Origin of the sequence: Thiococcus pfennigii (assembly GCF_016583835.1) — a bacterium.
In the GTDB taxonomy this organism is placed as follows: Bacteria; Pseudomonadota; Gammaproteobacteria; order Chromatiales; family Chromatiaceae; genus Thiococcus; species Thiococcus pfennigii.
On the sequence record NZ_NRRW01000016.1, the window covers coordinates 1 to 23,933 of the forward strand.

Annotated in this window: 21 protein-coding genes and 2 pseudogenes; 10 read left to right on the top strand and 13 right to left on the bottom strand. The window is 71.4% G+C overall.

Annotation, left to right across the window (positions count from 1 at the left end):
* Window positions 1-328: 328 nt before the first annotated feature.
* On the bottom strand, window positions 329-583 hold the full coding sequence (locus tag CKO41_RS07505; RefSeq protein ID WP_200252786.1) for a hypothetical protein: 255 nt from the start codon (window positions 581-583) through the stop codon (window positions 329-331).
* Window positions 584-1,180: 597 nt separating this feature from the next.
* On the opposite strand from CKO41_RS07505, the gene moaA reads away from it, so the two are divergent.
* Both moaA and CKO41_RS07515 read left to right on the top strand, forming a co-directional pair.
* Window positions 1,181-2,179 carry a GTP 3',8-cyclase MoaA gene (gene moaA / locus CKO41_RS07510; protein ID WP_200381710.1) on the top strand — a complete coding sequence of 333 codons (999 nt, stop codon included), beginning with the start codon at window positions 1,181-1,183 and terminating at the stop codon, window positions 2,177-2,179.
* 330 nt (window positions 2,180-2,509) lie between these two features.
* The gene (locus CKO41_RS07515; RefSeq protein ID WP_200381711.1) at window positions 2,510-2,773 is read left to right on the top strand and encodes a hypothetical protein; all 264 of its coding nucleotides are present in this window, start codon (window positions 2,510-2,512) and stop codon (window positions 2,771-2,773) included.
* A 194-nt stretch (window positions 2,774-2,967) separates the two neighbouring features.
* On the opposite strand, the gene CKO41_RS07520 is transcribed toward CKO41_RS07515, so the two are convergent.
* The 7 genes from CKO41_RS07520 to CKO41_RS07550 all read right to left on the bottom strand — a co-directional run bounded on the left by CKO41_RS07520 (window position 2,968) and on the right by CKO41_RS07550 (window position 12,662).
* A complete protein-coding gene (locus tag CKO41_RS07520; RefSeq protein WP_200381712.1) occupies window positions 2,968-4,659 on the bottom strand; it encodes a hypothetical protein in 1,692 nt (563 codons plus the stop codon).
* A 371-nt stretch (window positions 4,660-5,030) separates the two neighbouring features.
* Window positions 5,031-5,963 (bottom strand): diacylglycerol/lipid kinase family protein, encoded by a 933-nt coding sequence (locus CKO41_RS07525; protein ID WP_200381713.1) that lies wholly within the window; start codon window positions 5,961-5,963, stop codon window positions 5,031-5,033.
* 164 nt (window positions 5,964-6,127) lie between these two features.
* Window positions 6,128-7,276 (bottom strand): bifunctional diaminohydroxyphosphoribosylaminopyrimidine deaminase/5-amino-6-(5-phosphoribosylamino)uracil reductase RibD, encoded by a 1,149-nt coding sequence (gene ribD, locus CKO41_RS07530; RefSeq protein WP_242464074.1) that lies wholly within the window; start codon window positions 7,274-7,276, stop codon window positions 6,128-6,130.
* Window positions 7,276-7,803 carry a transcriptional regulator NrdR gene (gene nrdR, locus CKO41_RS07535; RefSeq protein WP_200252799.1) on the bottom strand — a complete coding sequence of 176 codons (528 nt, stop codon included), beginning with the start codon at window positions 7,801-7,803 and terminating at the stop codon, window positions 7,276-7,278. The genes ribD and nrdR overlap by 1 nt, the downstream gene beginning before the upstream one ends.
* 12 nt (window positions 7,804-7,815) lie before the next feature.
* Window positions 7,816-9,075 (bottom strand): serine hydroxymethyltransferase, encoded by a 1,260-nt coding sequence (gene glyA / locus CKO41_RS07540; RefSeq protein WP_200252801.1) that lies wholly within the window; start codon window positions 9,073-9,075, stop codon window positions 7,816-7,818.
* Window positions 9,076-9,888: 813 nt separating this feature from the next.
* On the bottom strand, window positions 9,889-10,311 hold the full coding sequence (locus tag CKO41_RS07545; RefSeq protein ID WP_200381714.1) for a DUF2750 domain-containing protein: 423 nt from the start codon (window positions 10,309-10,311) through the stop codon (window positions 9,889-9,891).
* Window positions 10,308-12,662, bottom strand: a complete 2,355-nt coding sequence (locus CKO41_RS07550) for a Tex family protein (protein WP_200381715.1) — start codon at window positions 12,660-12,662, stop codon at window positions 10,308-10,310. The genes CKO41_RS07545 and CKO41_RS07550 overlap by 4 nt, the downstream gene beginning before the upstream one ends.
* A 159-nt stretch (window positions 12,663-12,821) precedes the next feature.
* Between CKO41_RS07550 and CKO41_RS07555 the strand changes: the two genes are divergently transcribed.
* The 4 genes and pseudogenes from CKO41_RS07555 (at window position 12,822) to CKO41_RS07565 (ending at window position 14,693) form a co-directional block, all read left to right on the top strand.
* Window positions 12,822-13,544 (top strand): 4'-phosphopantetheinyl transferase family protein, encoded by a 723-nt coding sequence (locus CKO41_RS07555; RefSeq protein WP_200381716.1) that lies wholly within the window; start codon window positions 12,822-12,824, stop codon window positions 13,542-13,544.
* Between the two features lie 146 nt (window positions 13,545-13,690).
* Window positions 13,691-13,825 (top strand): annotated as a pseudogene (locus CKO41_RS18640) (DUF3096 domain-containing protein); the annotation flags it as partial.
* Window positions 13,826-13,873: 48 nt separating this feature from the next.
* The gene (locus CKO41_RS18645) at window positions 13,874-13,987 is read left to right on the top strand and encodes a DUF3096 domain-containing protein (RefSeq protein WP_338113775.1); all 114 of its coding nucleotides are present in this window, start codon (window positions 13,874-13,876) and stop codon (window positions 13,985-13,987) included.
* A gap of 223 nt (window positions 13,988-14,210) precedes the next feature.
* Window positions 14,211-14,693 (top strand): hypothetical protein, encoded by a 483-nt coding sequence (locus CKO41_RS07565; RefSeq protein WP_200252807.1) that lies wholly within the window; start codon window positions 14,211-14,213, stop codon window positions 14,691-14,693.
* 376 nt (window positions 14,694-15,069) lie between these two features.
* On the opposite strand, the gene CKO41_RS07570 is transcribed toward CKO41_RS07565, so the two are convergent.
* The 5 genes from CKO41_RS07570 to CKO41_RS07590 form a co-directional block, all read right to left on the bottom strand.
* Window positions 15,070-16,980, bottom strand: coding sequence for a UvrD-helicase domain-containing protein (locus CKO41_RS07570; RefSeq protein WP_338115549.1), 1,911 nt, complete (start codon window positions 16,978-16,980; stop codon window positions 15,070-15,072).
* Window positions 16,981-17,028: 48 nt separating this feature from the next.
* The gene (locus tag CKO41_RS07575; RefSeq protein WP_200381717.1) at window positions 17,029-17,673 is read right to left on the bottom strand and encodes a hypothetical protein; all 645 of its coding nucleotides are present in this window, start codon (window positions 17,671-17,673) and stop codon (window positions 17,029-17,031) included.
* A gap of 225 nt (window positions 17,674-17,898) precedes the next feature.
* On the bottom strand, window positions 17,899-18,249 hold the full coding sequence (locus tag CKO41_RS07580; protein WP_200381718.1) for a 3'-5' exonuclease family protein: 351 nt from the start codon (window positions 18,247-18,249) through the stop codon (window positions 17,899-17,901).
* Between the two features lie 133 nt (window positions 18,250-18,382).
* A complete protein-coding gene (locus tag CKO41_RS07585) occupies window positions 18,383-19,138 on the bottom strand; it encodes a UDP-2,3-diacylglucosamine diphosphatase (RefSeq protein ID WP_200253190.1) in 756 nt (251 codons plus the stop codon).
* 21 nt (window positions 19,139-19,159) lie between these two features.
* Entirely contained in the window at window positions 19,160-19,648 is a 489-nt protein-coding gene (locus CKO41_RS07590) for a peptidylprolyl isomerase (RefSeq protein ID WP_200253188.1), read from the bottom strand.
* A 183-nt stretch (window positions 19,649-19,831) separates the two neighbouring features.
* On the opposite strand from CKO41_RS07590, the gene cysS (CKO41_RS07595) reads away from it, so the two are divergent.
* The 4 genes and pseudogenes from cysS (CKO41_RS07595) to cysS (CKO41_RS07610) form a co-directional block, all read left to right on the top strand.
* Window positions 19,832-21,226 (top strand): cysteine--tRNA ligase, encoded by a 1,395-nt coding sequence (gene cysS / locus CKO41_RS07595; RefSeq protein ID WP_200381719.1) that lies wholly within the window; start codon window positions 19,832-19,834, stop codon window positions 21,224-21,226.
* Between the two features lie 659 nt (window positions 21,227-21,885).
* Window positions 21,886-22,254, top strand: coding sequence for an antitoxin Xre/MbcA/ParS toxin-binding domain-containing protein (locus CKO41_RS07600; protein ID WP_200381720.1), 369 nt, complete (start codon window positions 21,886-21,888; stop codon window positions 22,252-22,254).
* A complete protein-coding gene (locus tag CKO41_RS07605) occupies window positions 22,251-22,868 on the top strand; it encodes an RES family NAD+ phosphorylase (RefSeq protein WP_338115550.1) in 618 nt (205 codons plus the stop codon). Before CKO41_RS07600 ends, CKO41_RS07605 begins: the two co-directional genes overlap by 4 nt.
* Window positions 22,869-22,922: 54 nt before the next feature.
* A pseudogene (gene cysS, locus CKO41_RS07610) lies at window positions 22,923-23,867 on the top strand (cysteine--tRNA ligase); the annotation flags it as partial.
* Between the last annotated feature and the right edge of the window lie 66 nt (window positions 23,868-23,933).

Below are 23,933 nucleotides of genomic sequence, written 5' to 3' on the forward strand. Positions count from 1 at the left end.
GCTGTGATCCTGCGACTCCACTGCGACAGCGATGAACCATGAAGACAGCAGGAAAGCGCGGTGCGGGAAAACCGCATGCTGCGTTTGACGAGGGGGGCCAGGGGCAACCCTGGCCTCTACTCTACCGTCTCTGCGCGAGCCCGTAACCCGACGGCCGGCGAATCCGGCGCCGCTCGTGTGGCGGGGGCCGGCCGCCAGGAAATCGAGATGCCGGGTCGGGTAGCGGAGCCTGACCCGACATCGGAGGTCGAGCGGTACCGCCTATGCTGGATCGTCCGCAGCCCGTGGGGGGCGGCGGGCGCGTCATGGTCCGCGGTGCGGACGCTGGTTACGTGGGCCGGGCGATGCGCGGCTTCGCATGGCCTCGGCGTACGGTCGGCGGCGGGGCGGCCTCGCCTCGGCTGCGCTTCGCCCGCTCCGCGAGGAACGAGTAGGCCGCCGCGGCGATGATCCGGTGGTAGGTCGCCTCCTCCGCCGGGGTGGCTTGGGTGCCGCGCAGCGTCACAATCGGCCGCTGGGCGGCCGCCCCGCGGGTGGGGTCTGACGCTGGCTTCGGACTTGGCTTGGTCTTTCTCTGGGCCATCGCTGGGCTCCGATGGGGGCATTTCGGTGACCGATCCGGTCGGCGTCCTCGACGACGCCGATCTGCTGTTCACCTCATCTCATGCGTCGAATATGGTGGCGATCGGTCCTTTTGCGAGCGCGATCAGGCAGTAAGATCGCATCGCTCGTCCTGTGCCAGCGCCAGTCGGGGGCGGGTCGGGCACGCCGAGTGGCGCCGCGCGGACGGATAGGGCGGCGCCCGGCCCCTCCCACGCTGCCGAGGCTTGGCGGTCGCGCGTCATCGTCATGGACGCAATTTGCGGTCCATGGGATGCGAGCGTTGTAGACACTGCGGCGCCCGGCGGTGTTGCAGGTCGCAACAATCGCTTGACGATTGCGCCTCCTCGTGCCGTGCCGGACACTCCGCGTGGCGCACCTCGGCACCGTCCCACTGCCGCTCTTGCGTTCATCGAATGCGGGTGGCGTCCGCGTTCGAGGCGAGCGGTGCGTCCGAGGAAAGGCCCCCGATGCGGCGCGTGTTGACGGGAGGCGAACGAGGGGCGAACCTGATCGCTTGCCTCCCGGATGATCGAGCGATGCCGAGCCCGTTGCCACCTTGCCCCGGCGCCTGCCTGCCATGACCCCCGACGCGAGCGATGCGGCGCTCGTCGATGGTTTCGGGCGGCAGATCTCCTATCTGCGTCTGTCGGTGACCGACCGCTGCGATCTGCGCTGCGGCTACTGCCTGCCGCGGGGGTTCAAGGGCGGTGAGGCGCCGGGCGATTGGTTGAGCTTCGCCGAGATCGTGCGGGTCGTGGGCGCCTTTACGGCCTTGGGCGTGCGCCATGTGCGACTGACCGGCGGCGAGCCGCTGATGCGTCGCGGCCTCCCGGATCTGGCGGCGAGCCTCGCGGCCCTGCCCGGTCTCGATGACCTGTCGATATCGAGCAATTGCACCCGGATGGCCGCGTTCGCGGAGCCATTGCGCCGCGCCGGCGTGCGACGCCTGAACGTCAGCCTGGACAGCCTGCGGCCCGAGGTCTTCCGAGCGATCACCGGGGGGCGCCTCGCCCAGGTCCTGGTCGGCATCGAGGCGGCGCGCGAGGCCGGGCTGGCGCCGATCCGCGTCAACACGGTCGTGATGCGCGGCGTCAACGACGACGAGATCGAGGACATCCTCGCCTACTGCATCGCGCGTGGCTTCACGCTGCGCCTGATCGAGACCATGCCGATGGGGGCGGGTCGCCTCGCCACCCCGGCGCATTACCTGGCTCTCGAGGAGGTGCGTCGGCGGCTCGCGCGCCGCTTCGACCTCAGTCCAGACCTCATCCAGGGCGGTGGTCCGGCCCGTTACGATCGCGTCGCCGACAGCGAGACCCGCATCGGCTTCATTACGCCCATCTCCCGGCACTTCTGCGCCACCTGCAATCGGGTGCGCCTCGCCGTCGACGGCACCCTCCACCTCTGCTTGGGCCAGGAGGGCGCCTATCCGCTGCGTGCGCTGCTGCGCGCCGGTCTCGATGAGACCGAACTCGCCACCCATCTGCGCCGCGCGATCGCCCTGAAGCCGAAGCGCCACCTGTTGCGGGAGCGCCCGGGGCAGGTGGGACGGTCGTTGTCGGCGATCGGCGGCTGAGCCGGTGGGGTTGCCGCGGCGGGGCGGTCCGTCGCGGGAGGGGCAAATGGACCCGAGCCCAGGCTGTAATCCCCCGTTGCCGACACGCACCCGGGGCGGCCAGGTCGGCTCGTGGGCGCTCGCGACGGCCTCGCGCTGGCCGGCGAGCACCCGAGCGGTGCGAAATTTTGGATTTTCTGTCAGTTCCTTGCGTTCGATTCGGGTCTCCTCGACGGCACGCGGGAGGGGCCAGTCGGCGTACGTGGCATGCCAAGTGCTTCAGGCTCGGCAATGCCGGACGGCCCGCTGCGGCGCCGGCAGTCATCGACAAGATTTCGAGCGGAGGTAGAGATGAAGACGCTGCATGCTGCGCATTTGGGGGCCTTGGTCGTGGGCATCGCCTTGGCGTCGCCGACGGTCTTCGCCGGCGACGACTGGGACCGCTACAGCGACAAGGGCGGGGCCGTGACGCATGCCCAGTGGGCCCACGGCACGGCCGAGAAGAACTTCGGCGTCGTCCGCCAAGTCAAGCAGGCCGAGGACCTGGGGATCATCCCGACCTCGCTGCCGATCGGCGGGCTTGGCGCATCGACCGGCGCGGACGAGGGCGAGTAGGCCCAGGTCACCCCGCGCCGAAGACGGTCCGGATCTCAACCTATGACGGAACGGCCGCCGATCGGCCCACGCCGGGCCGGTCCGGCCGCGAGCCCGACCAGGGCCGGCCCTGGTCGGGCCTTTTCGTATCGGGCGCCGAGCAATGGCGCCGTCCGACTCCTACCGCAATAGCCCCCGGGTTCTCCCCGGAATGCTCAGTCGGGCCGGTCGGTCGCCTCGGCGATCCCCAGGCGTTCGGCCTCGCCACGGATTGCCTCGATGCCGAGGAGGCTCCGCACCAGGATGGCGCTGATCTGATCCCAGATGTCGGCGGGCAGGACCGGTTGCACGGCGGCGTCGCCATCGTCCGGGTCGCGGAAGAGGGCCAGCAGTTCGGCGACGCCGGCGCTCACCGAATCCGGACCCGGGACCCAACCGTCGCCGTCGCGATCGACATAGGGGTCGCTCGCCATGATCGTCTCCAGGTCCCGATCCGGGGCCTCGGCACCGGTGGCCTCGTTGATGGCGGCGATGACCTGGTTCGCGACATAGCCCTGGATCGTGTGGCCAGGGTGCACGCCGTCCATCGAGAAGGCGTGTCCGCGGCCCCAGCGGCGCGTGAAGGCGCGCCCGCCGACCTCGATCGTCGTCGCGCCGGTCAGCGCGTCGTTGAGGAGCGCGCCCATGTCGACGAGGTGCATGCGCGGCCCGCGCGCCGCGATGGCCGAGCGGATCAGGGCGTTGAAGCCCTCGATGCGCTCGACGATGAGCCGCTGTTCGGCCTCCGAGAGGACCAGGCCGTCGGCCTGCGTGCCGTCGGCGTCTTCGAGGATCGCGTTGACCTCGTCGATCGACGCGCCGGTGCCGAGCAGCGTGTACATCATCAAGAAGGTGAAGAGCGAGATCCGATCGCCGTTGACGGCGGTCGTCTGGCCGGGCTGCGGTCGTGCGAACGAGGCGGGCACGCTGTAGTCTGGGCTCAGCTTGCGCAGGTAGAGTTCCAGGTCCTCGGCGTCCATCAGATAGCCGACGCCCGTGTAGTAGGGCAGCGTCAGTGCGAAGAGGTCGAAGCCGGCCGGCAGGCGCCCGGCGGGATACTCGAGCAGGTCGAGGAGTTGTCCGTACTGGGCCTCGAAGTCGGCGAGGTCGGTGAGATTGCGCAGGATCGCCGACTCGGTGAAGGGCTCGAACGACACCAGACCACGCGCCTCGGCCTCCCCGAGCAGCCGGCGCAGCCCCGGGCTCAGTTCGGCGGCGATCGCGTCGAACGGGAGGGGCTGATAGGTCGGGGACTGCCCGCCGGCGCCGAGCGAGGCGGCGCTCGAATCATTGTTGCCGATCCAGAGGATGACCAGGCCGCTGGTCCAGGGATCGAGCGCGCTGCGCTTCAGCCACCAGCGCGCCCCATCCATCTGCGAGGCCGGGGCGCCGTGGAGGAGGTTCAGCGGATAGAGCACGCGGTCGTACTTGTCCTCGAGGCGGCGCGGCAGGATCGGGTCGCAGAGATAGTCGTCGCTCGGATAGGATTCGTCGACCCCGGCGCGCTTGTAGTATTCGAGCCCCACCATCGAGAAGATGTTGGCCCCGTCGACGCCGAGGTTGGTCGGCTTGACGAAGGGGTCCATGCGCACGCCCGCATCGTCGAAGAGGGGCTGCGAGAAGGTCAGCGGCATGACCTGGCCGAGCGAGTCGGCGACCCCTTGCAGGTAGGCGTTCAGCGTGTTCGTCGCATTGTTGGTCGCATCCATGGTGCCGTGCGTCAGGCTGTCGCCGAGCCCGAGCAGGAGCGTCGGTGGGGCCGCCGCCTGCAGCGGCCCGGCGGGTGCGACCGCCGGCGCGGCGACCAAACCGGCGGCGACGAGGCAAGTCGCGATCGGCCCTGGGTTCCATCGGTTGCGGTTCGACATCGGGTACCTCATAGGTATTGCAGCTAACGCGCAGGCGGGCATCGTGGCACCGCGCGCGACTAAAGGTCCCTCTCGAGTGCCCCGTTTCCCCGGCGGCGCCGTCCGTCCGCCGCTCAGGTATCGCTTCAACCTACGAAGCGGCCGTTCGACGGTGCCCGCGGTGCGCGTCGTAGCGGCCTGCGAATCGCTGGTGAGCCGGGCTCCCGTAAAGCCTCTTCGCGATTTCAGCGCGTTCGATCCATGATGAAGCGGTCAACGGTCGTTCCTAGGTTCAAGAATAACCTGTGCGCTCGTCGGGTCGGCGCTGAGTCGCCCGACATCGGGGGGCGAGCGGTGGCGGGCGCGCAGGTCCGAGAGGTGCGCGACTCGGGTCATGCGGCCCGCCCGTCGGGGGTGTCCGGTGCCAGCACCGCGAGGGCCCCGGGCAACACCTCGTAGTGCAGCGGCAGCGTCAGGCGCAGCCGTTCGCCGTCGTTCATCAGGGTCACCCGCGAGCGACGCCGTTCCCCGAGCCTGGCCTGCGCCAGCACATGGTGGAAGATGCGTGGATCCTCCGTCCAGGTCCCATTGAGGACTCGCAGCGCCAGGCGCGGTAGCTCCCGCAGCGGACCCTTGTGGACGCCGTAGACGCCGAGCAGCCCGAGATCCAGGCGCGGCCGCCGCGGGTACAGGCCCGGCTCGGGCGCGAGGGGATTGTTCGTGACCACGAGCGCGCGGGTCAGCAGGGTCCGACTGCGGCCGTCGAGGTCCAACGTGACGCGCCGATAGGGGTAGCGCCCGAGCATCCAGAGCGCCTTGCGCACCAACCGCCCCCAGAGCCGCAGGGGTCCGACGCCGCGCGCCGCCTCGCGGGTGCGCGACAGGGCCGTGCTCATGCCGAGCATGGACGCGCAGAGGAAGTGGGCGCCGTTGACGCGCCCGACGTCGATCGTCCGCGTCGGCGCGTCGACGAGGGCCTCGATCGCCGCTGCCGGTTCCAGCGGGATGCCGAGATCGCGCGCGAGCAGGTTCGCGGTGCCGAGCGGGACGATGCCGAGCGGTACCGGGCGCCCGATCAGGGCCTCGGCGACCGCGAGGATGGTGCCGTCCCCGCCGAGGCAGAAGACCTGCTCGGCGCCCTCGGCGAGGCCCGCCTCCAGGCGACGGCGCCAGGTCCCGGGCCGGCGGCGGCCCATGTCGAACGGGATCGAGGTTGCTGTCGCCCCGCGTTCGGCGAGCCGTGCCGCGAGACGTCGCGGTAGGTCGTCGCCCTGCGCGGCTGCGGATCCGGAACGGGGGTTGAAGACGATGATCGCGCGCGACATGAGGCATGGGCTCCCGATAGGATAGCGGCAGGATCAGGGTTGCGATGCCGGCGGGATGTCACCAACGCCGGCACTGCCGATCGCCCGCAAGCGGGCTCCCACCCCGGGAGCCGTTTACCATCCAACCCCACTATGCCCGCCCCCGAGGTCGATCGCAGGCGGGTTCATCGCGGGGTCGGGCGCAGCGTTAGGCGCAGGTCGGGTCCGATCCGCCGGACGTCGTGGATCTCCAGCGGGACGCGTTCGGCCATCTGGGTCAGACCCGGCAGCCGGAACAGGCCGCGGGCCGCGTCGCCCATCAGGTGCGGCGCGAGGTAGAGGATCAGCTCGTCGACGAGCCCGGCCTGGAGTGCGGCCCCGGCCAGCGTCGGGCCGGCCTCGATCAGGATCTCGTTGAGCTCGCGCCGGGCGAGCTCGCCGAACAGGGTGGACAGGTCGACGTGGGTCTCGGTCCGGTCCTTGGTCGGGTCCTGGCTTGGGTCTGGGGCCGGGCAGACGAGGACTTGCGCCCCAGCGGCCTCCAGCGCGGCGCGGCGTGCCGGTTCGTCGGTCGCGCAGGCGATCAGGGTCGCGCCCGGCAGGCCGAGCAGGCGGGCCGTCGGAGGCGTGCGCAGGCGGCTGTCGACGATGACCCGCAGCGGTTGGCGGACCGCCTCGCCCGGCGGCAACCCGAGGGCCTCGGCCGTGAGGCGGACGTTCAGCGAGGGGTCGTCGGCGAGGAGGGTGCCGCTGCCGGTGAGGATCGCCGAGGCCCCCGCCCGCAGCCGCTGCACATCAGCGCGCGCCGCCTCGGAGGTGATCCAGCGGCTCTCGCCGCTCGCCATCGCGGTGCGCCCATCCAGGCTCGCGGCGAGCTTGACCCGGCAGAAGGGCAGGCCCGTGCGTTGCCGCTTGATGAAGCCTGGGTTGAGCGCCGCGGCCTGCTCCGCGAGCAGGCCCACCTCGACGGCGATCCCGGCCTCGCGCAGGCGCTCGAGACCGCGGCCGGCGACGCGCGGGTTGGGGTCGATCATGGCCGCGACGACCCGCGCGACCCCGGCCGAGATCAGCGCGTCGGCGCAGGGCGGGGTCCGGCCGTGGTGCGAGCAGGGTTCGAGGGTGACGAAGGCGCTCGCGCCACGCGCCCGCTCGCCGGCCTGGGCGAGGGCGACGCGCTCGGCGTGCGGGCCGCCGGCACGCTGGTGCCAACCCTCACCGACGATCTCGCCGTCGCGGACCAGGACGCAGCCGACGCGGGGGTTCGGATCGGTCGTCCAGCGGCCGCGCTCGGCCAGGCGCAGCGCCCGGGCCATGAAGGCATGGCCCGCGGCCATCACCGCTTCTTCTCCGGCTCGTCCTTCTCCAGCCCGTCGAGCAGGTCGAGTTGCTGGCGGGCCGTCCCCGGCGGGGGCTGGCGTTCGAGGCGCTCGATCTCCTCGCGGAAGGCGTTGACGTCCTCGAACTCGCGATAGACGGAGGCGAAGCGGACGTAGGCGACCTGATCGAGCCCGCGCAGCTCCTCCATGACCAGCTCGCCGACCTTGCGCGAGGAGATCTCGCGCTCGCCGCTCGCGAGCAGCCGGCGGTTGATGCGCGCCAGCGCCGCGTCGATGTCGCCCGTGCTGACCGGGCGCTTCTCCAGCGCCCGCATCATCCCGGAGCGCAGCTTGCGCCCGTCGAACGGCACCCGGCTGCCGTCGCGCTTGACGATCCGCGGCAGGTTCAGCTCGGCCGTCTCGTAGGTCGTGAAGCGCTCCTTGCAGACCCCGCAGCGCCGCCGCCGCCGCACCTGATCGCCCTCGCCGGAGAGGCGCGAGTCGACCACCTTGGTGTCGTCGGCACCGCAGAACGGGCAGCGCATGGTCGCGGGTCCCTAGTCGCGCTCGTAGACCGGGAAGCGGGCGCAGAGGGCCAGGACCTTGTCGCGCACGGCGCCGATCGCGCCCTGGTCGCCGCGGGCATCGATGACATCGCACATCCAGCCGGCCAACTCGCGCGCCTCCTCGGTGCCCAGCCCGCGGGTCGTGATCGCCGGGGTGCCGACCCGGATGCCGCTCGTGACGAACGGCGACTGCGGATCGTTCGGCACCGCGTTCTTGTTGACGGTGATGTTGGCCGCGCCGAGCCAGGCGTCGACGTCCTTGCCGGTCAGGCCCTGGTCGATGAAGCTGACCAGGAACAGGTGGTCGTCGGTGCCGCCGGAGACCACGTCGTAGCCGCGCGCGAGGAAGACCTCGGCCATCGCCCGGGCGTTGCTGATGACCTGCTGCTGATAGACCTTGAAGGCCGGTTCCATCGCCTCCTTGAAGGCCACCGCCTTGGCGGCGATCACATGCATCAGTGGTCCGCCCTGGATGCCGGGGAAGACCAGCGAGTTCAGCCGCTTCTCGATCTCCGGGTTGGCCTTGGCGAGGATCAGGCCGCCGCGCGGTCCGCGCAGGGTCTTGTGGGTCGTGGTCGTCGTCACGTCGGCGATCGCGACCGGGCTCGGGTAGAGGCCGGCGGCGACGAGGCCGGCGACATGGGCCATGTCGACCAGCAGGTAGGCGCCGACCGCGTCGGCGATGGCACGGAAGCGCGCCCAGTCGACGATGCGCGAGTAGGCCGAGAAGCCGGCGACGATCATCCGCGGGCGGTGCTCGTGGGCGAGCCGCTCGACCTCGGCGTAGTCGATCTCCCCGGTGGCCGGATCCAGCCCGTACTGGACCGCGTGGTAGAGCTTGCCGGAGAAGTTCGGCTTGGCCCCGTGGGTCAGGTGCCCGCCGTGGGCGAGGCTCATGCCGAGGACCGTGTCGCCCGCCTCGCACAGCGCCATGTAGACGGCGGCGTTGGCCTGCGAGCCCGAGTGCGGTTGGACGTTCGCGTAGTCGGCGCCGAAGAGTTGCTTGGCCCGCTCGATGGCGAGGCGCTCGGCGACGTCGACGTACTCGCAGCCGCCGTAGTAGCGCTTGCCCGGGTAGCCCTCGGCGTACTTGTTCGTCATCACGCCGCCCTGCGCCTGCATCACGCGCGGGCTGGTGTAGTTCTCCGAGGCGATCAGCTCGATGTGCTCTTCCTGGCGGCGCTCCTCGTCCTGGATCGCCTGCCACAGCTCATCGTCATAACCGGCGATCTGCATGGATTTGTCGAACATAAGGGCTCTCCTCAGCGGCAAAACGCGTCATTGTAGCCCGTGCGCGGTGCATGCGTCGCCGGCCCGATTCCGTTTTCCACGACGGATCTGTTCGGGTCAGCCGCGTCGGGCCGCCGTGGAACAGGCCGTTTCACTCTCGGCGCGCCGCCACGCCGGCACGCACGATGGAGGCGCGGTTCGGCGGTCGCCGAGCAGGAGCGGGCGCGCGCCGCAACCGGGCTGCGGCCTCGGCGGGAGGTGCGTCGCCGGCTGTCGGGTTACGCCCTGAGGGGCTAACCCGACCTACGGCCCTCGGCGATATCGGCACGGCCGTAGGTCGGGTTAGGCGCGCCATCGCGGTGGTCGCTGCGCAAGCACAGGCCGGCGCGCGCCGTAACCCGACGGCGACCTCCGCGGGCGCGGCGTTGCCGGCTGTCGGGTTACGCCCCGCGGGGCTAACCCGACCTACGGCCCCGGCGCAGATCGGCACGGCCGTAGGTCGGGTTAGGCGCGCCATCGCGGTGGTCGCTGCGCAAGCACAGGCCGGCGCGCGCCGTAACCCGACGGCGACCTCCGCGGGCGCGGCGTTGCTGGCTGTCGGGTTACGCCCTGAGGGGCTAACCCGACCTACAGCCCCGGCGCAGATCGGCGGCCTCCCCGCGCGCCGCTTGCGCCGGTAGGTGCCCGCTTGCGGGCGATCCGGGCGGCCAATGGCCGGCAAGGCGGCCACCCGACGGTGCGCAGTTGGCCGTCCAGACGCAACGCGGCCGGGCTCCCCGGGCGTGGACGCCGTTGCGCGCGCGGCGCGGTCTCCGGCGGGCACCCTGGCCGCCCTCAATCGGATCCGCGCCCCGTCGCGGTGGGATCCGCTCGCTCGCGTGCCGCGACCAGATCGTCCAACAGCTCCTGTGGGTCGGCGATCAGCCCCTGGCCGGCGGGGGTCGGAAGGACCGCGAGTTGGCGCCCGTCGCGGGCCATGCCAGGCAACCAGCGGTCCATGAAGCGATCGAGCGGCAGCGGCTCGGGCCGGCAATCGGACCAGTCGTCGTTGGCCAGCGCCAGCGCGTAATCCGGGTGCGGCCAGAACGGGAAGCAGGGCTCGCCGTCCTCGCCGCGGTAGGCGACGAAGCCACCGGGCCCGCGCAGGGTCCAGACCTCGCCATCGGCCAGGGCCCGCTCGATGAAGTGCCGATACTGCTCGTCCGCCGACAGGGCCAGGACCCGTGCGCGTTCCGCGTCGTCAAGGGGATGGCTCATGGCTTGCGCGCCTTCGCGAAGGCCGCGGCCATCGCGCCGGCCGCGGGCGGGCCCGGCCTGGGGTCCGGCCGCGGTTCCGGTTGGCGCCCGGCTCGACGTTGAGCGGGCCGGTGGTCCTGGTTCCGATTCGGGCGCGCCGCCGCAGCGCCCTTGCCGCCCTGGCGCTTGTCCTCGCCCTTGGCCGGCGCCGTGTCGCTCAGGCGCATCGTCAGTGCGATGCGTCGGCGCGGCTCGTCGACCTCCAGGACCTTGACCCGCACCAGGTCGCCGGACTTGACGACCTCGTGGGGGTCCTTGACGAAACGATCGGCCAACGCCGAGATGTGCACCAGGCCGTCCTGGTGGACGCCGATGTCGACGAAGGCGCCAAAGTTGGTGACGTTCGTCACCGTCCCCTCCAGGACCATGCCGGGCTCGAGGTCGGCGAGGGTCTCGACCCCCTCGAGGAACTGCGCCGTCTTGAACTCGGGGCGCGGGTCGCGGCCCGGCTTCTCCAGCTCGGCGAGGATGTCCTGGACGGTCGGCAGCCCGAATTGATCGTCGGTCAGCTCCGCCGGGTTCAGCCGCCGCAGCGTATCGGTGTCGCCGATCAGCTCGCGGATGCCCTTGCCGGCCTTCACGATGATGCGCCGCACGACCGGATAGGCCTCGGGGTGCACGGCCGAGGCGTCGAGCGGCTCGTCGCCGTCGGGGATGCGCAGGAAGCCGGCGCAGAGCTGGAAGGTCTTCTCACCGAGGCGCGGCACGGCCTTGATCGCCGCGCGGTTGGCGAAGGCGCCCTGGACCTCGCGCTGCTTGACGATATTTTCGGCGATTGTCTTGTTGAGTCCGGAGACGCGCGCGAGGAGCGGCACCGAGGCGGTGTTCAGATCGACGCCGACGGCGTTCACGCAGTCCTCGACGACGGCATCCAGCGTCCGGGCCAGGCGCGTCTGGCTGACGTCGTGCTGGTACTGGCCGACGCCGATCGCCTTCGGCTCGATCTTGACGAGCTCGGCGAGCGGGTCCTGGAGCCGACGGGCGATCGACACGGCGCCGCGCAGCGAGACGTCGAGGTCGGGCAGCTCGTGGGAGGCGAGCGCCGAGGCCGAATAGACCGAGGCGCCGGCCTCGCTGACGACGAGCGAGCGCAGGCCGAGCTCCGGGTGGCGGCGGGTCAGGTCGCGCACTAGCCGGTCGGTCTCGCGCGAGGCGGTGCCGTTGCCGATGCTGACGAGCTTCACCTGATGCGCCCGCGCCAGCGCGGCGAGCTCGGCGATGGCCGCATCCCACTGGTTCTTCGGCGCGTGCGGGTAGATGGTCGCAGTCGCGGCGACCCGCCCGGTGGCGTCGACGACGGCCACCTTGACGCCGGTGCGCAGGCCCGGGTCGAGGCCCATCGTCGGCAGCCGACCGGCCGGGGCCGCGAGCAGTAGGGCCTTCAGGTTGCGGCCGAAGACGCGGATCGCCTCCTCCTCGGCGGCCTCCAGCAGGCGCCCCTTGAGGTCGAGCTCCAGGCGCGTCAGGAGCTTGATCCGCCAAGCCTTGCGCACGGTCTCGGCGAGCCAGGCGTCGCCCGGGCGGCCCTGCTGGGCGATGCCGAAGTGCTGGGCGATCGCGTGCCGGCAGACGGCGTCCGGGTCCTCGCCGTCGCCGGCGATCAGCTCGAGCGTCAGCACCCCCTGGTTGCGACCGCGGAACAGGGCCAGCGCACGGTGCGACGGGATCCGCGCGAGCGGCTCGCGGTAGTCGAAATAGTCGGCGAACTTCGCGCCCTCCTGCTCCTTGCCGGGGACGACGGCGGCGACCAGCTGGCCCTCCTCCCAGAGGTGCTCGCGCAGGCGCCCGGCGAGGGCCGCATCCTCGGCGAAGTGCTCCATCAGGATCTGGCGCGCCCCCTCCAGCGCCGCCGCGACGTCGGCGACCCCCTTGGCCGCGTCGACGAAGCCCTCGGCGACGGTCTCGGGTGCCTGGCTTGGATCGGCGAGCAGCCCCAGCGCGAGCGGCTCCAGCCCGGCCTCGCGGGCGATCTGGGCCTTGGTGCGCCGCTTCGGCTTGTAGGGCAGGTAGAGGTCTTCGAGGCGCTGCTTGGAATCGGCGCCCTCGATGTCGGCGCGCAGCGCATCGCTCAGCTTGCCCTGCTCGGCGATGCTCTTCAGCACGGTCGCGCGCCGCTCCTCGAGCTCGCGCAGATAGCCGAGCCGCTCCTCGAGGTGGCGCAGCTGGGCGTCGTCGAGACCGCCGGTGACCTCCTTGCGATAGCGGGCGATGAAGGGCACGGTGGCCCCCTCGTCGAGGAGGCGCACGGCGGCCTCGACCTGGGCCGGGCGGGCCGCGAGCTCGCGGCTGATGGTCTCGGTAATGGTCGGCATCGGGGAATCGGTTCTCTTGACGGGATCGGCATGGCGGGGGACGGGACGGCGCGACGAGGCGCCCGCCGGGTCCTCGCCCTCGCCACCAGGGTCGCCCGATTATATGATCCGGCCCACGGCGGGCAAACGTCGGCCCGGCCGAGTCAATGGGGGCGTGCGATGTACGGACCACCCTGGCCGCTGACCTGGCGGGTCGCGGCCGAGCCGCCGACGCTGAGCGACTCGGCGATCCATCTCTGGCGCCTGCGCACGGGCGAGGACGGCGACGACCCCGAGACGGGGCTGGCCTGGTTGGCCCCGGCCCAGCGCGCGCGCGTAGCGGCGCTGCGCGACCCTGCCGCCCGGGCCGGCTATGCCCGCGCCCAGATCGGGCTGCGCCGCGTACTCGCCGCCTATCTCGGCTGCCACCCCGCCGAGATCGCCTTCGGTCACGGCCCGCGCGGCAAGCCCCACCTGGCCGGGGCCGGCGAAGACGCGGGCGCACTGCAATTCAGTCTGACCACGACCGGCGAGCTGGCCGTCGTCGCCGTCGCCCGGGGTGCGCCACTGGGAGTCGACTGCGAGCGCGTGCGCCCGCGGACGAGCCTCGATGCGATCGCCCGGCGGATGCTCCCGGCCGCCGTCGTCGAGGCCCTGGCCGCCTTGCCAGCGGCGGCGCGGCTCGAGCAGTTCCACCTCGCCTGGACCGCGCTGGAGGCCGACGTCAAGGCCGACGGCCGCGGGCTCGCCCGCCGCCGCGAGCCGCTCACCGCCCCGCCGGGCATCGGCCACTGCCTGGCCGCGCCCGGCTACATCGCCGCCGTCGCCCGCATCGGCCTGGCCCCGCCACCGACCTGGACCGGCCTGGAGCTGCCGGCGGTCGGCACCGGCCGCGCGTTGTAGGGTCCGCTGTGCGTACCATCCCGAGCCGCGAGCCAGCGCCGTAGGACCATTCCGAATCGCGAGCCGGCGCCGTCGACCACCAGGATTCCGCGCATCGGGGCGTGCGTCGCCCCGACCCACCCACGCCCACACGAGGTCACCGCTTGATGGAGATCCCCGCCTTCCTCGCGCACTGGCCGCTGCAAGCCCTCCTCGCCCTCATCGCCGGCCTGGCCATCCTGCTCGTCCCGCGGGCGCTGAACTACGCCGTCGCTATCTATCTGCTCGGCGTCGGCGCGCTGGGGCTGCTGCACTTCGTCAATGGTGGCCCGGTCGATGCCCGCGCGGCGATCGCCCTCGTCGCCGGCGTTCTGGTGTTGCTCAGGCCGAACATCCTGAACTATGTCGTCGGCGTCTATCTGATCCTGGTCGGCCTCCTGGAGGCCGGGATCCTGCGGTTCTAAAACCCTTGGCGGGACCTTGAATTCCCCGAGTGGCGCACCACTGTCCCGAACATCGATTGGTTGGAAACCACCGGTCTGCGCGCAAATCAACCTGGTGATCGCCCTCGGCCGGCGGTCGCCCCGCGACGGCCCCAGGGGCCAAGCCGAGTGGTGCGGCGATTGCCTGGCATTTCGAGCAAGGAGGCCCGCTGTCCGTGATCCGACATGTTATGGAGGAATACGCGTGATGAAGACGATAGCCTTTCTCGTGGCGACGTCGCTCCTCTGGTGCGGCGCTGCCGCCAACGCGACCGAATACACGCCGATGCCGACCTCTTCGCCCGAGGCCATGCTCGACCGCGGCGACTTCCAGGGTACGCCCTGGCTGAGCGGCGGCGTCGGGCTCGACGAACGCGAGTACATCCTCGATCGCTACGCCGGCGACTTCAACCTCAAGCTGGAATTCGCCCTCGCCGGGGGCTCCTATCTCGGCAACGTCGCGGTGCGGATCATGAGCCGCAATGGCGAGGTCGTCATGGAGGCCGTCTCCGAGGGGCCTTGGTTCCTGACGCGGCTGCCCGCCGGGGGCTATCGCGTCCAGGCGACGAGCGGTGGCCGAACCTTGGAGCAGACGGTCCAGGTCCCGGCGAGCGGCCTGCGCACGATCACCTTCGGTGCCTGGCGCGGCCAGTCGGACGCCGACGCCCCGACGGCACCCGCCTACTGACGCAGCCGCACCGATCGCGACCGCAACCGGCTCTCTATTCCGAACGACAATCGAGGGCACCCGGTCGCGGATGACCCCCGGGTGTCCTGGCGACCCTCTCACCGGTAGGAGCCGGCTCGCCGGATCGCCCGCCCGGATCGTCCACAGGCGGCCTCCTACCGGCGCCGGCGATGCCGGCGGAGTCCGCCGGTATCGATCGTCGGCATTCGCCTGTCGATCAGAACGCACCCGCCCCGAGCCCCGCTCGTGCGATCTCGTGCGATGCCGTTGCCGGCCTGGTGAGCGAGGCCCGGCGTTTCCGGCCGCGTCCGAGACGCCGCGCGCGCTGCGAGTGCGATCCATCGACGCCTCGCCGGGCGAATCCGCCCCCGCCGGCTCAATCCGCCGACCTGTCGCCCTCGTCCGAGCGCCAGACGATCTCGACGAGCGGGTATTCCCACTGCGGCGAGCGGCAGGCGGTGCGGAAATCGCCCTCGCCGTCGTCGCGCCGGCGGCGCATCAGCGCGACGACCCGGACCGTCTCGATCCACTGGAGCCGCGGCCGCCATGTCTCGGCGGCACGACGCGACAGCCTGGCCACCGGTGCGACGCGTCCGTCGCAGAGGAGCAAGTCGCCGCCGCGGGCGACGAGCCGCAGCCGATCGCCGCTCGCGTGGGCCGCGAGCCGGGCGTGGATCGGATCCTCGGGCGCCTGGCGCCCGGCATAGCCGAGGTCGATGTCGGCCGGCGTCAGGCGCGTGTAGCGGCGCCGCAGGATGGCCTGCGGCGGCGGGTCGATCGCGACCGGCGTGCGCAGCAGCCAGTCGCCGGCGAGGGCCTCGGGCCGCGGGCCGGCGCCGCGCGGCAGGCAGCCGAGGGCCAGGGTCTCGCGGGCACGGGTCATGCCGACATAGTAGAGTCGTCGCCACCCCTCGGCATCGCGTTGCGCCTCGGCCGATGGGCGGTCGTCCGCGATCAGCACGTGCGGAAATTCGAGTCCCTTGGCCCCGTGTAGCGTCGAGAAGAGGACCCCCTCGCCCAGGCGGCGGTCGTTGCGCAGCTCGCGGAGCGACTCGTAGCAGAACTCCCGGCAGCGGCTCGCGGCGCTCGGTGCGTCGCCGGCCTCCTCGCGCCAGTCCTCGATCAGGTCGGCGAGGGGCGCCCGCCACGGTGACTCGGCGGCGGGGAGCCAGCCGCGCAGCGCATCCAACGCCACCTCACCGTGACCCAGGTCGCCCAGCCGGTCGAGGAAGACCGCGATCTCGCGCACCCGAGCGAGCGGCGGCAGGTCGTCGCGCCAGGCGACCGGGATGCCGGCGGCCTCGCAGGCGGCGCGGATCGGTCGCAGGGCGTCGTGGCGGAAGGCGAGGATGGCGAAGTCGCTCCAGGTGCCGCCGCCGAGCGCCCTGAGCCGTTGCAGGCGCGCGACGAAGGTGGCCGCCTGGCGCCCCGGATCGGCGACCTCGAGGACCTCGACCCGCCCGCGCCCGTGCGGGTCGAGGTCGGTCCAGCGCCCGCCCGGCGGGTCGGCTCGGCGCCGACGGTCGACGCCGATGCGCTGGCCCGTCTTCATCCGCTCGCGGTTGTGGCCGATCAGGGCCGCGGCCGCGGCGCAGATGTGGGCGCTGGAGCGGTAGTTCTCGATCAGGTGGTGGATGCGGGCCTGGTAGTCGGCCTCGAAGCGGCGGATGAACTCGATGCTCGCGCCGCGAAAGGCGTAGATGTTCTGGTCGTCGTCGCCGACCGCGAGCAGCGTCAGGCGCGCCGCGTCCGCCTCGTCGGTCAGGGTGCGGCCGGCGATCGCGGCGACCAGCCGGTACTGCTGCGCGTCGATGTCCTGGTACTCGTCGACCAGGATGTGGCGATAGCCGGCGAGGAGGCGCTCGCGCAGGCCGTCGGCCTCGATGCCGGGCCAGTCGGCGCGCCCCTCGAGGAGGTCGAGCGCCGCCTCGATCAGGTCCGCAAAACCGTCATCGCCTTGCTGAACCCGTTCGGCGCGCTCGGCGAACGAGGTGCCGGTCAGGCGCATCGCGAAGCCGTGATAGGTCTGGATCGTGACGCCGCGGGCGTCGGCATCGACGAGGGCCGCGAGCCGCCGGCGCAGCTCCAGGGCCGCCGAGCGGTTGTAGCAGAGGATCAGGATCGAGCGCGGATCGACCCGCCGCACGCGCAGCAGGTAGGCGCAGCGATGGACGATGACCCGGGTCTTGCCCGAGCCCGGGCCCGCCAGCACCAGCCGGTTCGCCTCGGGCTCGGCGGCGACGATGGCGATCTGCTCCTGTGCAGTTGGCGCGGGTGCGTGCAACACGGGCGCGGCGCGTGGCCGGGCCGCCGGATGGGCGGTTGGCTCTCTGCCTCATGACGACTTGTCGATCAGCCGGTTGATCTGCGTCGCGTCGCCGATCTCTAGGCGCTCGACGATCCAGGTATCGAGCGTGCGCGAGTAATACATCCACGCGGCGTACCAGGCGCGGATGTCGGCGTTGAAAGCGTTGCGCGTGTCGACGTAGCCGGTCACGAGGTGGCGGCAGTCGCCGAGCGGCAGGACCAGGGTGTTGTCCCTTGGCGCCGTCTTGGCGGGGCGCGGTTCGAGGGCGCGCTTGACCTCGCGCCTGGCGTAGCTGTGCGCGGAGACGTCGTCATCGCAGAGGCGGGCGGCGCGCGCCTCTTTCCTCTCGCGCTCCTTGGCCGCCTCGGCCCGGATCTTCTCGGACTCCTTGGCGAACTGCTCGGCCTCGCGTTGCTCCGCGCGCAGCTCTCTGGAGGCTTCGGCCTGTGCCGCACGCTGGGCGCGCTCGGCGTCGGTGAGGGAACTCTCTTCGATCGAGCCGAGCACGAGCCAGCCGACAAGCAATGTGAAGCCCAGCAGGATGGCGCCCTTCTTGGCGCGGGCGGCCGGGTCGCTTGCACTCAGTGGCAGGTTGCAGTTCCAACAACGCGATCTTCCGCCGCTGCGCAGATTGTGCGCGCCGCACTTGCGGCAGGTGATGGTGGTGCTCATGGTGTTCTCCTGTGGTCACTCCTGGGACCTGCGCGGCGGGTAGTGGTCGCCCGGCCTTTAAGATAGGAGATTCCTGTAGCGTGTAAAGGATCTTAGCCTGTCTGGACCGACCGATGCTCGGTCGGTTTTGAGCGCGCCACTGTGCCACCAGCGTGCCACGGTCGATGTTTCGGTATGCTTCTGCATGTGCTCTGACGCTGCGGGCGTAGTCGCTAAGCTCTTGATCTATATTAGAACGACAGTCTCGCTCAGGCAGCGCATGGCCTCGGCGCGGGCGACCGTCCGACAGACCTGCCCCGCCCACAGCCGGTCGAGTGCCGCGAGGAGCCCGAGACCGGAGGCGCGCGCCCGCAGGACCGGCAGGTCGTGGCCGAGCAGGTTGTGACCGAGGATGAAGGACGCGTCGCCGGCGAACCGCTCCAGTTCGGCGAGGGCCGCGCGTTCATCGAAGCGGCCCTGGCGCAGGAAGGCTACCTCGCCGCGTAGCGCGCCGATCTTGTGCAGCGCGCCATCGGCGCCGACCTCCAGGTCGAGCAGGAGGGTCTGCGAGAGGAGTGCGGCGAGTCGGGGGTCCACGGGGCGATTATCGCTGAACGCGGGGCACGGCGCAGCGTGCTCGCGGTCCAACAGGTGGGCGCGTCAGTTCGGCCCGTCGCCGCAGACCCAGGGCGACCAGCAATCGATCCCCCTCCGCTACGCGAACGGCAATTCAGACCGCCTCGCGCGACCAGCCGGTGGCGTCGGCGACCAGGACCTCGCCGCGTTCGGGGTGCCACTCGGCGAGGACCTGGCGCACGACCGGGCGCCCGTCGAGCGTGAAGGCGTGGTCGGCCGGGCGGTGAGTGTGGCCGTGGATCAGCCGGTCGGCGGCGTGGCGGCGCATGACGCGGGCCACGGTCGGCCCGCTCACATCCATGCTCGCCGCCGCCTTGGCCGCCGTCGCCGAGCCGCTGCGGCGACGGTAGTCGGCGGCCTGGGCGCGGCGCCGTGCCAGGGAGCGCCAGAGGAACAGCCGCTGCACGAGCGGGTTGCGCACCCGGCGGCGGAAGCGTTGATAGGCGACGTCGTCGGTGCAGAGCAGATCGCCGTGCATCAGTAGCACCCGCTCGCCGCCGAGCCCGACCAGGGTCGGGTCGCGCAGCAGGGTGCAGCCGGTGTCGCGGGCGAAGGCGCGGCCGATCAGGAAGTCGCGGTTGCCGCGCAGCAGCCGGCAGGCGATACCGGCCTCGGTCAACGCGCGCAGCGCGGCGCGGAGCTGCGGATAGGGTGGCGTGTCGTCGTCGTCGCCGATCCAGGCGTCGAACAGGTCGCCCAGGATGTAGAGCCGCTCGGCGCGGCGCGCCCGACCGGCGAGAAAGTCGAGGAACCGGGCCACCGTCTCCGGGCGCTCCGGGGCGAGGTGCAGGTCCGAGATGAACAGGCACTCGCCGGCGGGATCGCTGGAGTCGATGCCGGGTCGGACCATCGGCGCTCGCCCCGCGACCGGTCAGTCGACGATGACGGCCTTCTCGATGATGACGTCCTCGACGGGCACGTCCTGGTGGCCCTTGCGGCTGGTCGTGCGCACCGCCTTGATCCGCTCGACGACATCCATCCCGTCGGTGACCTTGCCGAAGACGCAGTAGCCCCAGCCGTCCTGCCCCGGGTAGTCGAGGAAGTCGTTGTCGGCGACATTGATGAAGAACTGACTGGTCGCCGAGTGCGGGTCGTTGGTGCGGGCCATCGCGATGGTGCCGGTCTTGTTCTTCAGCCCGTTCTGGGCCTCGTTCTTGATCGGGCGGCGCGTCGGCAGCGGCGAGAAGCTCGTGTCCATGCCCCCGCCCTGGATCATGAAGCCATTGATGACGCGGTGGAACAGGGTCCCGTCGTAGTGGCCGTCGCGCACGTATTGGGTGAAGTTGGCGCAGGTCTCCGGGGCCTTCTCGGCGTCGAGCTCGATCGAGATGTCGCCGTGGTTGGTGGTGAGCTTGATCATGGTCCTCTCCGGTGGGTTGGGCGCCGAGGCGCGGTCGCCAAAGCCATCATGTTACCGTGAAAGTCGCCTGCCGGGCGCCTCGCCCCCTCCTCACCTCGGCGGACGTCGGGGCGCGGCGCGCCCTTTGGGTCCGCCCGGCGGCTTTGCTAACATCCCGACTTCACCACCGTGCGGCCCGTTCCCATGCTCCAGATCTACAACAGCCTGACCCGTCGGAAAGACGCCTTCACCCCGCTCGTGCCCGGCCACGTGCGGATGTACGTCTGCGGCATGACGGTCTACGACTACTGCCACCTCGGGCACGCGCGCGTCATGGTGGTCTTCGACGTCGTCTACCGGTATCTGCGCCACCTCGGCTACGAGGTGACCTACATCCGCAACATCACCGACATCGACGACAAGATCATCCGCCGCGCCGCCGAGAATGGCCAGCCGATCGCCGCCCTCACCGAGCGCTTCATCGCCGCGATGCACGAGGATGCGGCCGCGCTCGGCGTCTTGCCGCCGAGCGACGAGCCGCGCGCGACCGCCCACATCGATGAGATCCAGGCGATGGTCGCCACCCTCCTCGACAAGGGCCTCGCCTATTGCGCCGACAACGGCGACGTCTACTACGCGGTCGGGCGCTTCCCCGGCTACGGCAAGCTCTCCGGCAAGGACCCGCAGGAGCTGCGCGCCGGCAGCCGCGTCGAGGTCGACGAGGCCAAGCGCGATCCGCTCGACTTCGTCCTCTGGAAGGCCGCCAAGCCCGGCGAGCCGGCCTGGGAATCGCCTTGGGGGCCGGGGCGGCCCGGCTGGCACATCGAGTGCTCGGCGATGTCGACCTGCGCGCTCGGCGCCCACTTCGACATCCACGGCGGCGGGGCGGATCTGCAGTTCCCGCACCACGAGAACGAGATCGCCCAGTCCGAGGGCGCGACCGGCGAGCCGTTCGTGAACGTCTGGATGCACAACGGCTTCGTGCGCGTCAACGACGAGAAGATGTCCAAATCGCTCGGCAACTTCTTCACCGTCCGCGAGATCCTCGCCCGCTACCGGCCCGAGGAGGTGCGCTACTTCATCCTCACCAGTCAGTACCGCAGCCCGCTCAACTACGACGAGGACCACCTCCAGCAGGCGCGCGGCGCGCTGACCCGCTTCTACACCGCGCTGCGCGGCCTGCCGCCGGCCGAGCCCGCCGGCGGCGAGGCCTTCAGCGAGCGCTTCCATGCGGCGATGGACGACGACTTCGCGACCCCCGAGGCCCTGGCCGTCCTCTTCGACCTGGTCCGCGAGATCAACCGGCTGCGCGCCGACGACGAGGCCCGGGCGGCCGCGCTCGGCGCCGAGCTGCGCCGCCTCGGCGACGTGCTGGGGATCCTCCAAGGCGACCCAGAGGCCTATCTGCGCGGCGAAGGCCTCGCCGATGCGGGACCCGCCGCCCTCGCCGACGCGGCCATCGACGAGCTGATCGAACGCCGTACCGCCGCCCGCCTGGCTCGTCAATGGGCCGAGGCCGACCGCCTCCGCGATCAGCTCCAGGACGCCGGCATCCTGCTCGAGGACGGCCCGCAAGGCACGACCTGGCGCCGCGCCTGACGATCGGGTCGGGGTGACGGGATTGCGCCCGTCACCCCTCCCACACCACCGGACATGCGGTTTTCCGCATCCGGCGGTTGAGCCCAGCGGGTTAAGCCCGCAAGCGTCCACGGTAGGGTCAGCTCGCCCGCCCTTCGCGCTGAAGCGCCTCGAGCAGATCAACCCGCACCAGCTCATCTACCACCTGCCCAAGCCGCGACGCGATGGGCGCACGACCCTGGTGCTCAGCCCGAGCCCGAGCTCGAATTCGATCAGCGTATCACCTGGTAGCCGCCGTCTCCTGCGGAAGACGGTGCCGAGCCCCTTCGTCTTGCCACCGTCCGGCATGAACCCGGGCCCGCTCCAGCGCACCGTCTTAGCCGGCCACGGGCGTCGCGCGAGGTCGGTCTGCCATCTTTTCCGGCCTTGACCTCACATCCCGCTCCCGCCGCCACCAACGTCCTGTCTCAGCCCCGGCTGGACCCCCAAGGCAGCTTGGATTTCCTATCCGTATCCGTTTAGCCGTCGCGGAGCTACACACGCTGCACCATTGCGAGCGCCCGGACGGCGGCCACGGCCAGCCCTGGTCCCCGCTCGCGGCCATCGACGCCACCTGCTTGACAGGCCGAGCTGCTGCCGCATACTCCGACCCATGAACAGGTCAATGCGTGAGGCATCCGATGTCCGTACCCGCTGAACTGCTGCACGCGGTCACCGCCGCAGACGGCACGGTGGCGACCGACCGGCTGGCCGCGACGCTGCACATCTCCAAGGGCGAACTGGCGCTCGCCATCGGCCTGTCGCGGGACGCGGTCTCCAAGCGCAGCCGCGCCACCTCGCGCCAGACCCAGCAACGGCTGCGCGATACGGTGGAGATCCTGAACCGGGTCGCCGGCTGGGCCGGCTCCACCGGTCGCGCCTTCGCCTGGTTCCGCTCGCAACCCCTGGCCTCCTTCGGTGACCTGACCGCCGAGGACCTGGTCAAACAGGGCCGCGCCCAGGCCGTCAAGGACTATCTGTCGCGCATCGCCGAGGGCGGCTACGCGTGACGGCGGCGCCGGGCGGCGGGCCGTCCGGGGAACTGGCCGGCGGATTGGCTGATGGGGACCTGCCGACCCGGCGCTTCACCGGCCTGGTCTACCGCGCCCATCACCCGCGCTGGGCCTTCGCGCCCGTCTCGGGCGAGGGCGCCGCCCGCCACGGCGGGCGCTTCAACTCGCGTGGCACGCCAGCCCTGTACACGTCGCTCGACCCGACCACCGCGTGGATGGAGGCCCAGCAAGGGCTGCCGTTCAAGGCGCAGCCGATGACGCTGGTCGGCTATCGGGTGGATTGCGGGCCGCTGCTCGACCTGACCGCAGCCGCTGTCCAGGCCGCCGTCGGGGTCGGCCCCGACACCCTGGCCTGCGCCTGGGAAGACCTCGCCAGCCGCGGACACACCCCGCCCACATGGCACCTCGCCCGCGCCCTGATCGCCGGCGGCCTGCATGGCGTGCTGGTGCCGAGCTTCGCGCCCGGCGCCCGGCCTGACGCCCGCAATCTCGTGCTCTGGCGCTGGGCGGACACCGCGCCCTGCGCAATCCGTGTTATCGATGATGGTAACCGGCTGCCGCGCGACGCCGCGTCCTGGCCAGCGGACCCCGACCCCAGCCCGCGGGCTTGAGTTGCCCGCCGCGCCAGCCTCACAGCAGCTTCCCAACGAGCGCATCGCCATGCCCCCTGCCGCCACCGCTCCGGCAAGGACCCGCAGGAGCTGCGCGCCGGCAGCCGCGTCGAGGTCGACGAGGCCAAGCGCGATCCGCTCGACTTCGTCCTCTGGAAGGCCGCCAAGCCCGGCGAGCCGGCCTGGGAATCGCCTTGGGGGCCGGGGCGGCCCGGCTGGCACATCGAGTGCTCGGCGATGTCGACCTGCGCGCTCGGCGCCCACTTCGACATCCACGGCGGCGGTGCGGACCTCCAGTTCCCGCACCACGAGAACGAGATCGCCCAGTCCGAGGGCGCGACCGGCGAGCCGTTCGTGAACGTCTGGATGCACAACGGCTTCGTGCGCGTCAACGACGAGAAGATGTCCAAATCGCTCGGCAACTTCTTCACCGTGCGCGAGATCCTCGCCCGCTACCGGCCCGAGGAGGTGCGCTACTTCATCCTCACCAGTCAGTACCGCAGCCCGCTCAACTACGACGAGGACCACCTCCAGCAGGCGCGCGGCGCGCTGACCCGCTTCTACACCGCGCTGCGCGGCCTGCCGCCGGCCGAGCCCGCCGGCGGCGAGGCCTTCAGCGAGCGCTTCCATGCGGCGATGGACGACGACTTCGCGACCCCCGAGGCCCTGGCCGTCCTCTTCGACCTGGTCCGCGAGATCAACCGGGTACGCGCCGACGACGAGGCCCGGGCGGCCGCGCTCGGCGCCGAGCTGCGCCGCCTCGGCGACGTGCTGGGGATCCTCCAGGGCGACCCAGAGGCCTATCTGCGCGGCGAAGGCCTCGCCGATGCGGGACCCGCCGCCCTCGACGACGCGGCCATCGACGAGCTGATCGAACGCCGCACCGCCGCCCGCCAGGCGCGCCAATGGGCCGAGGCCGACCGCCTCCGCGATCAGCTCCAGGACGCCGGCATCCTCCTCGAAGACGGCCCCCAAGGCACGACCTGGCGCCGCGCCTGATCGCGGGCGGCGTCTGACAAAGGTGCGGTCAGATTGATCGGGTCGGGGCTCGATTTTCTGGTGATC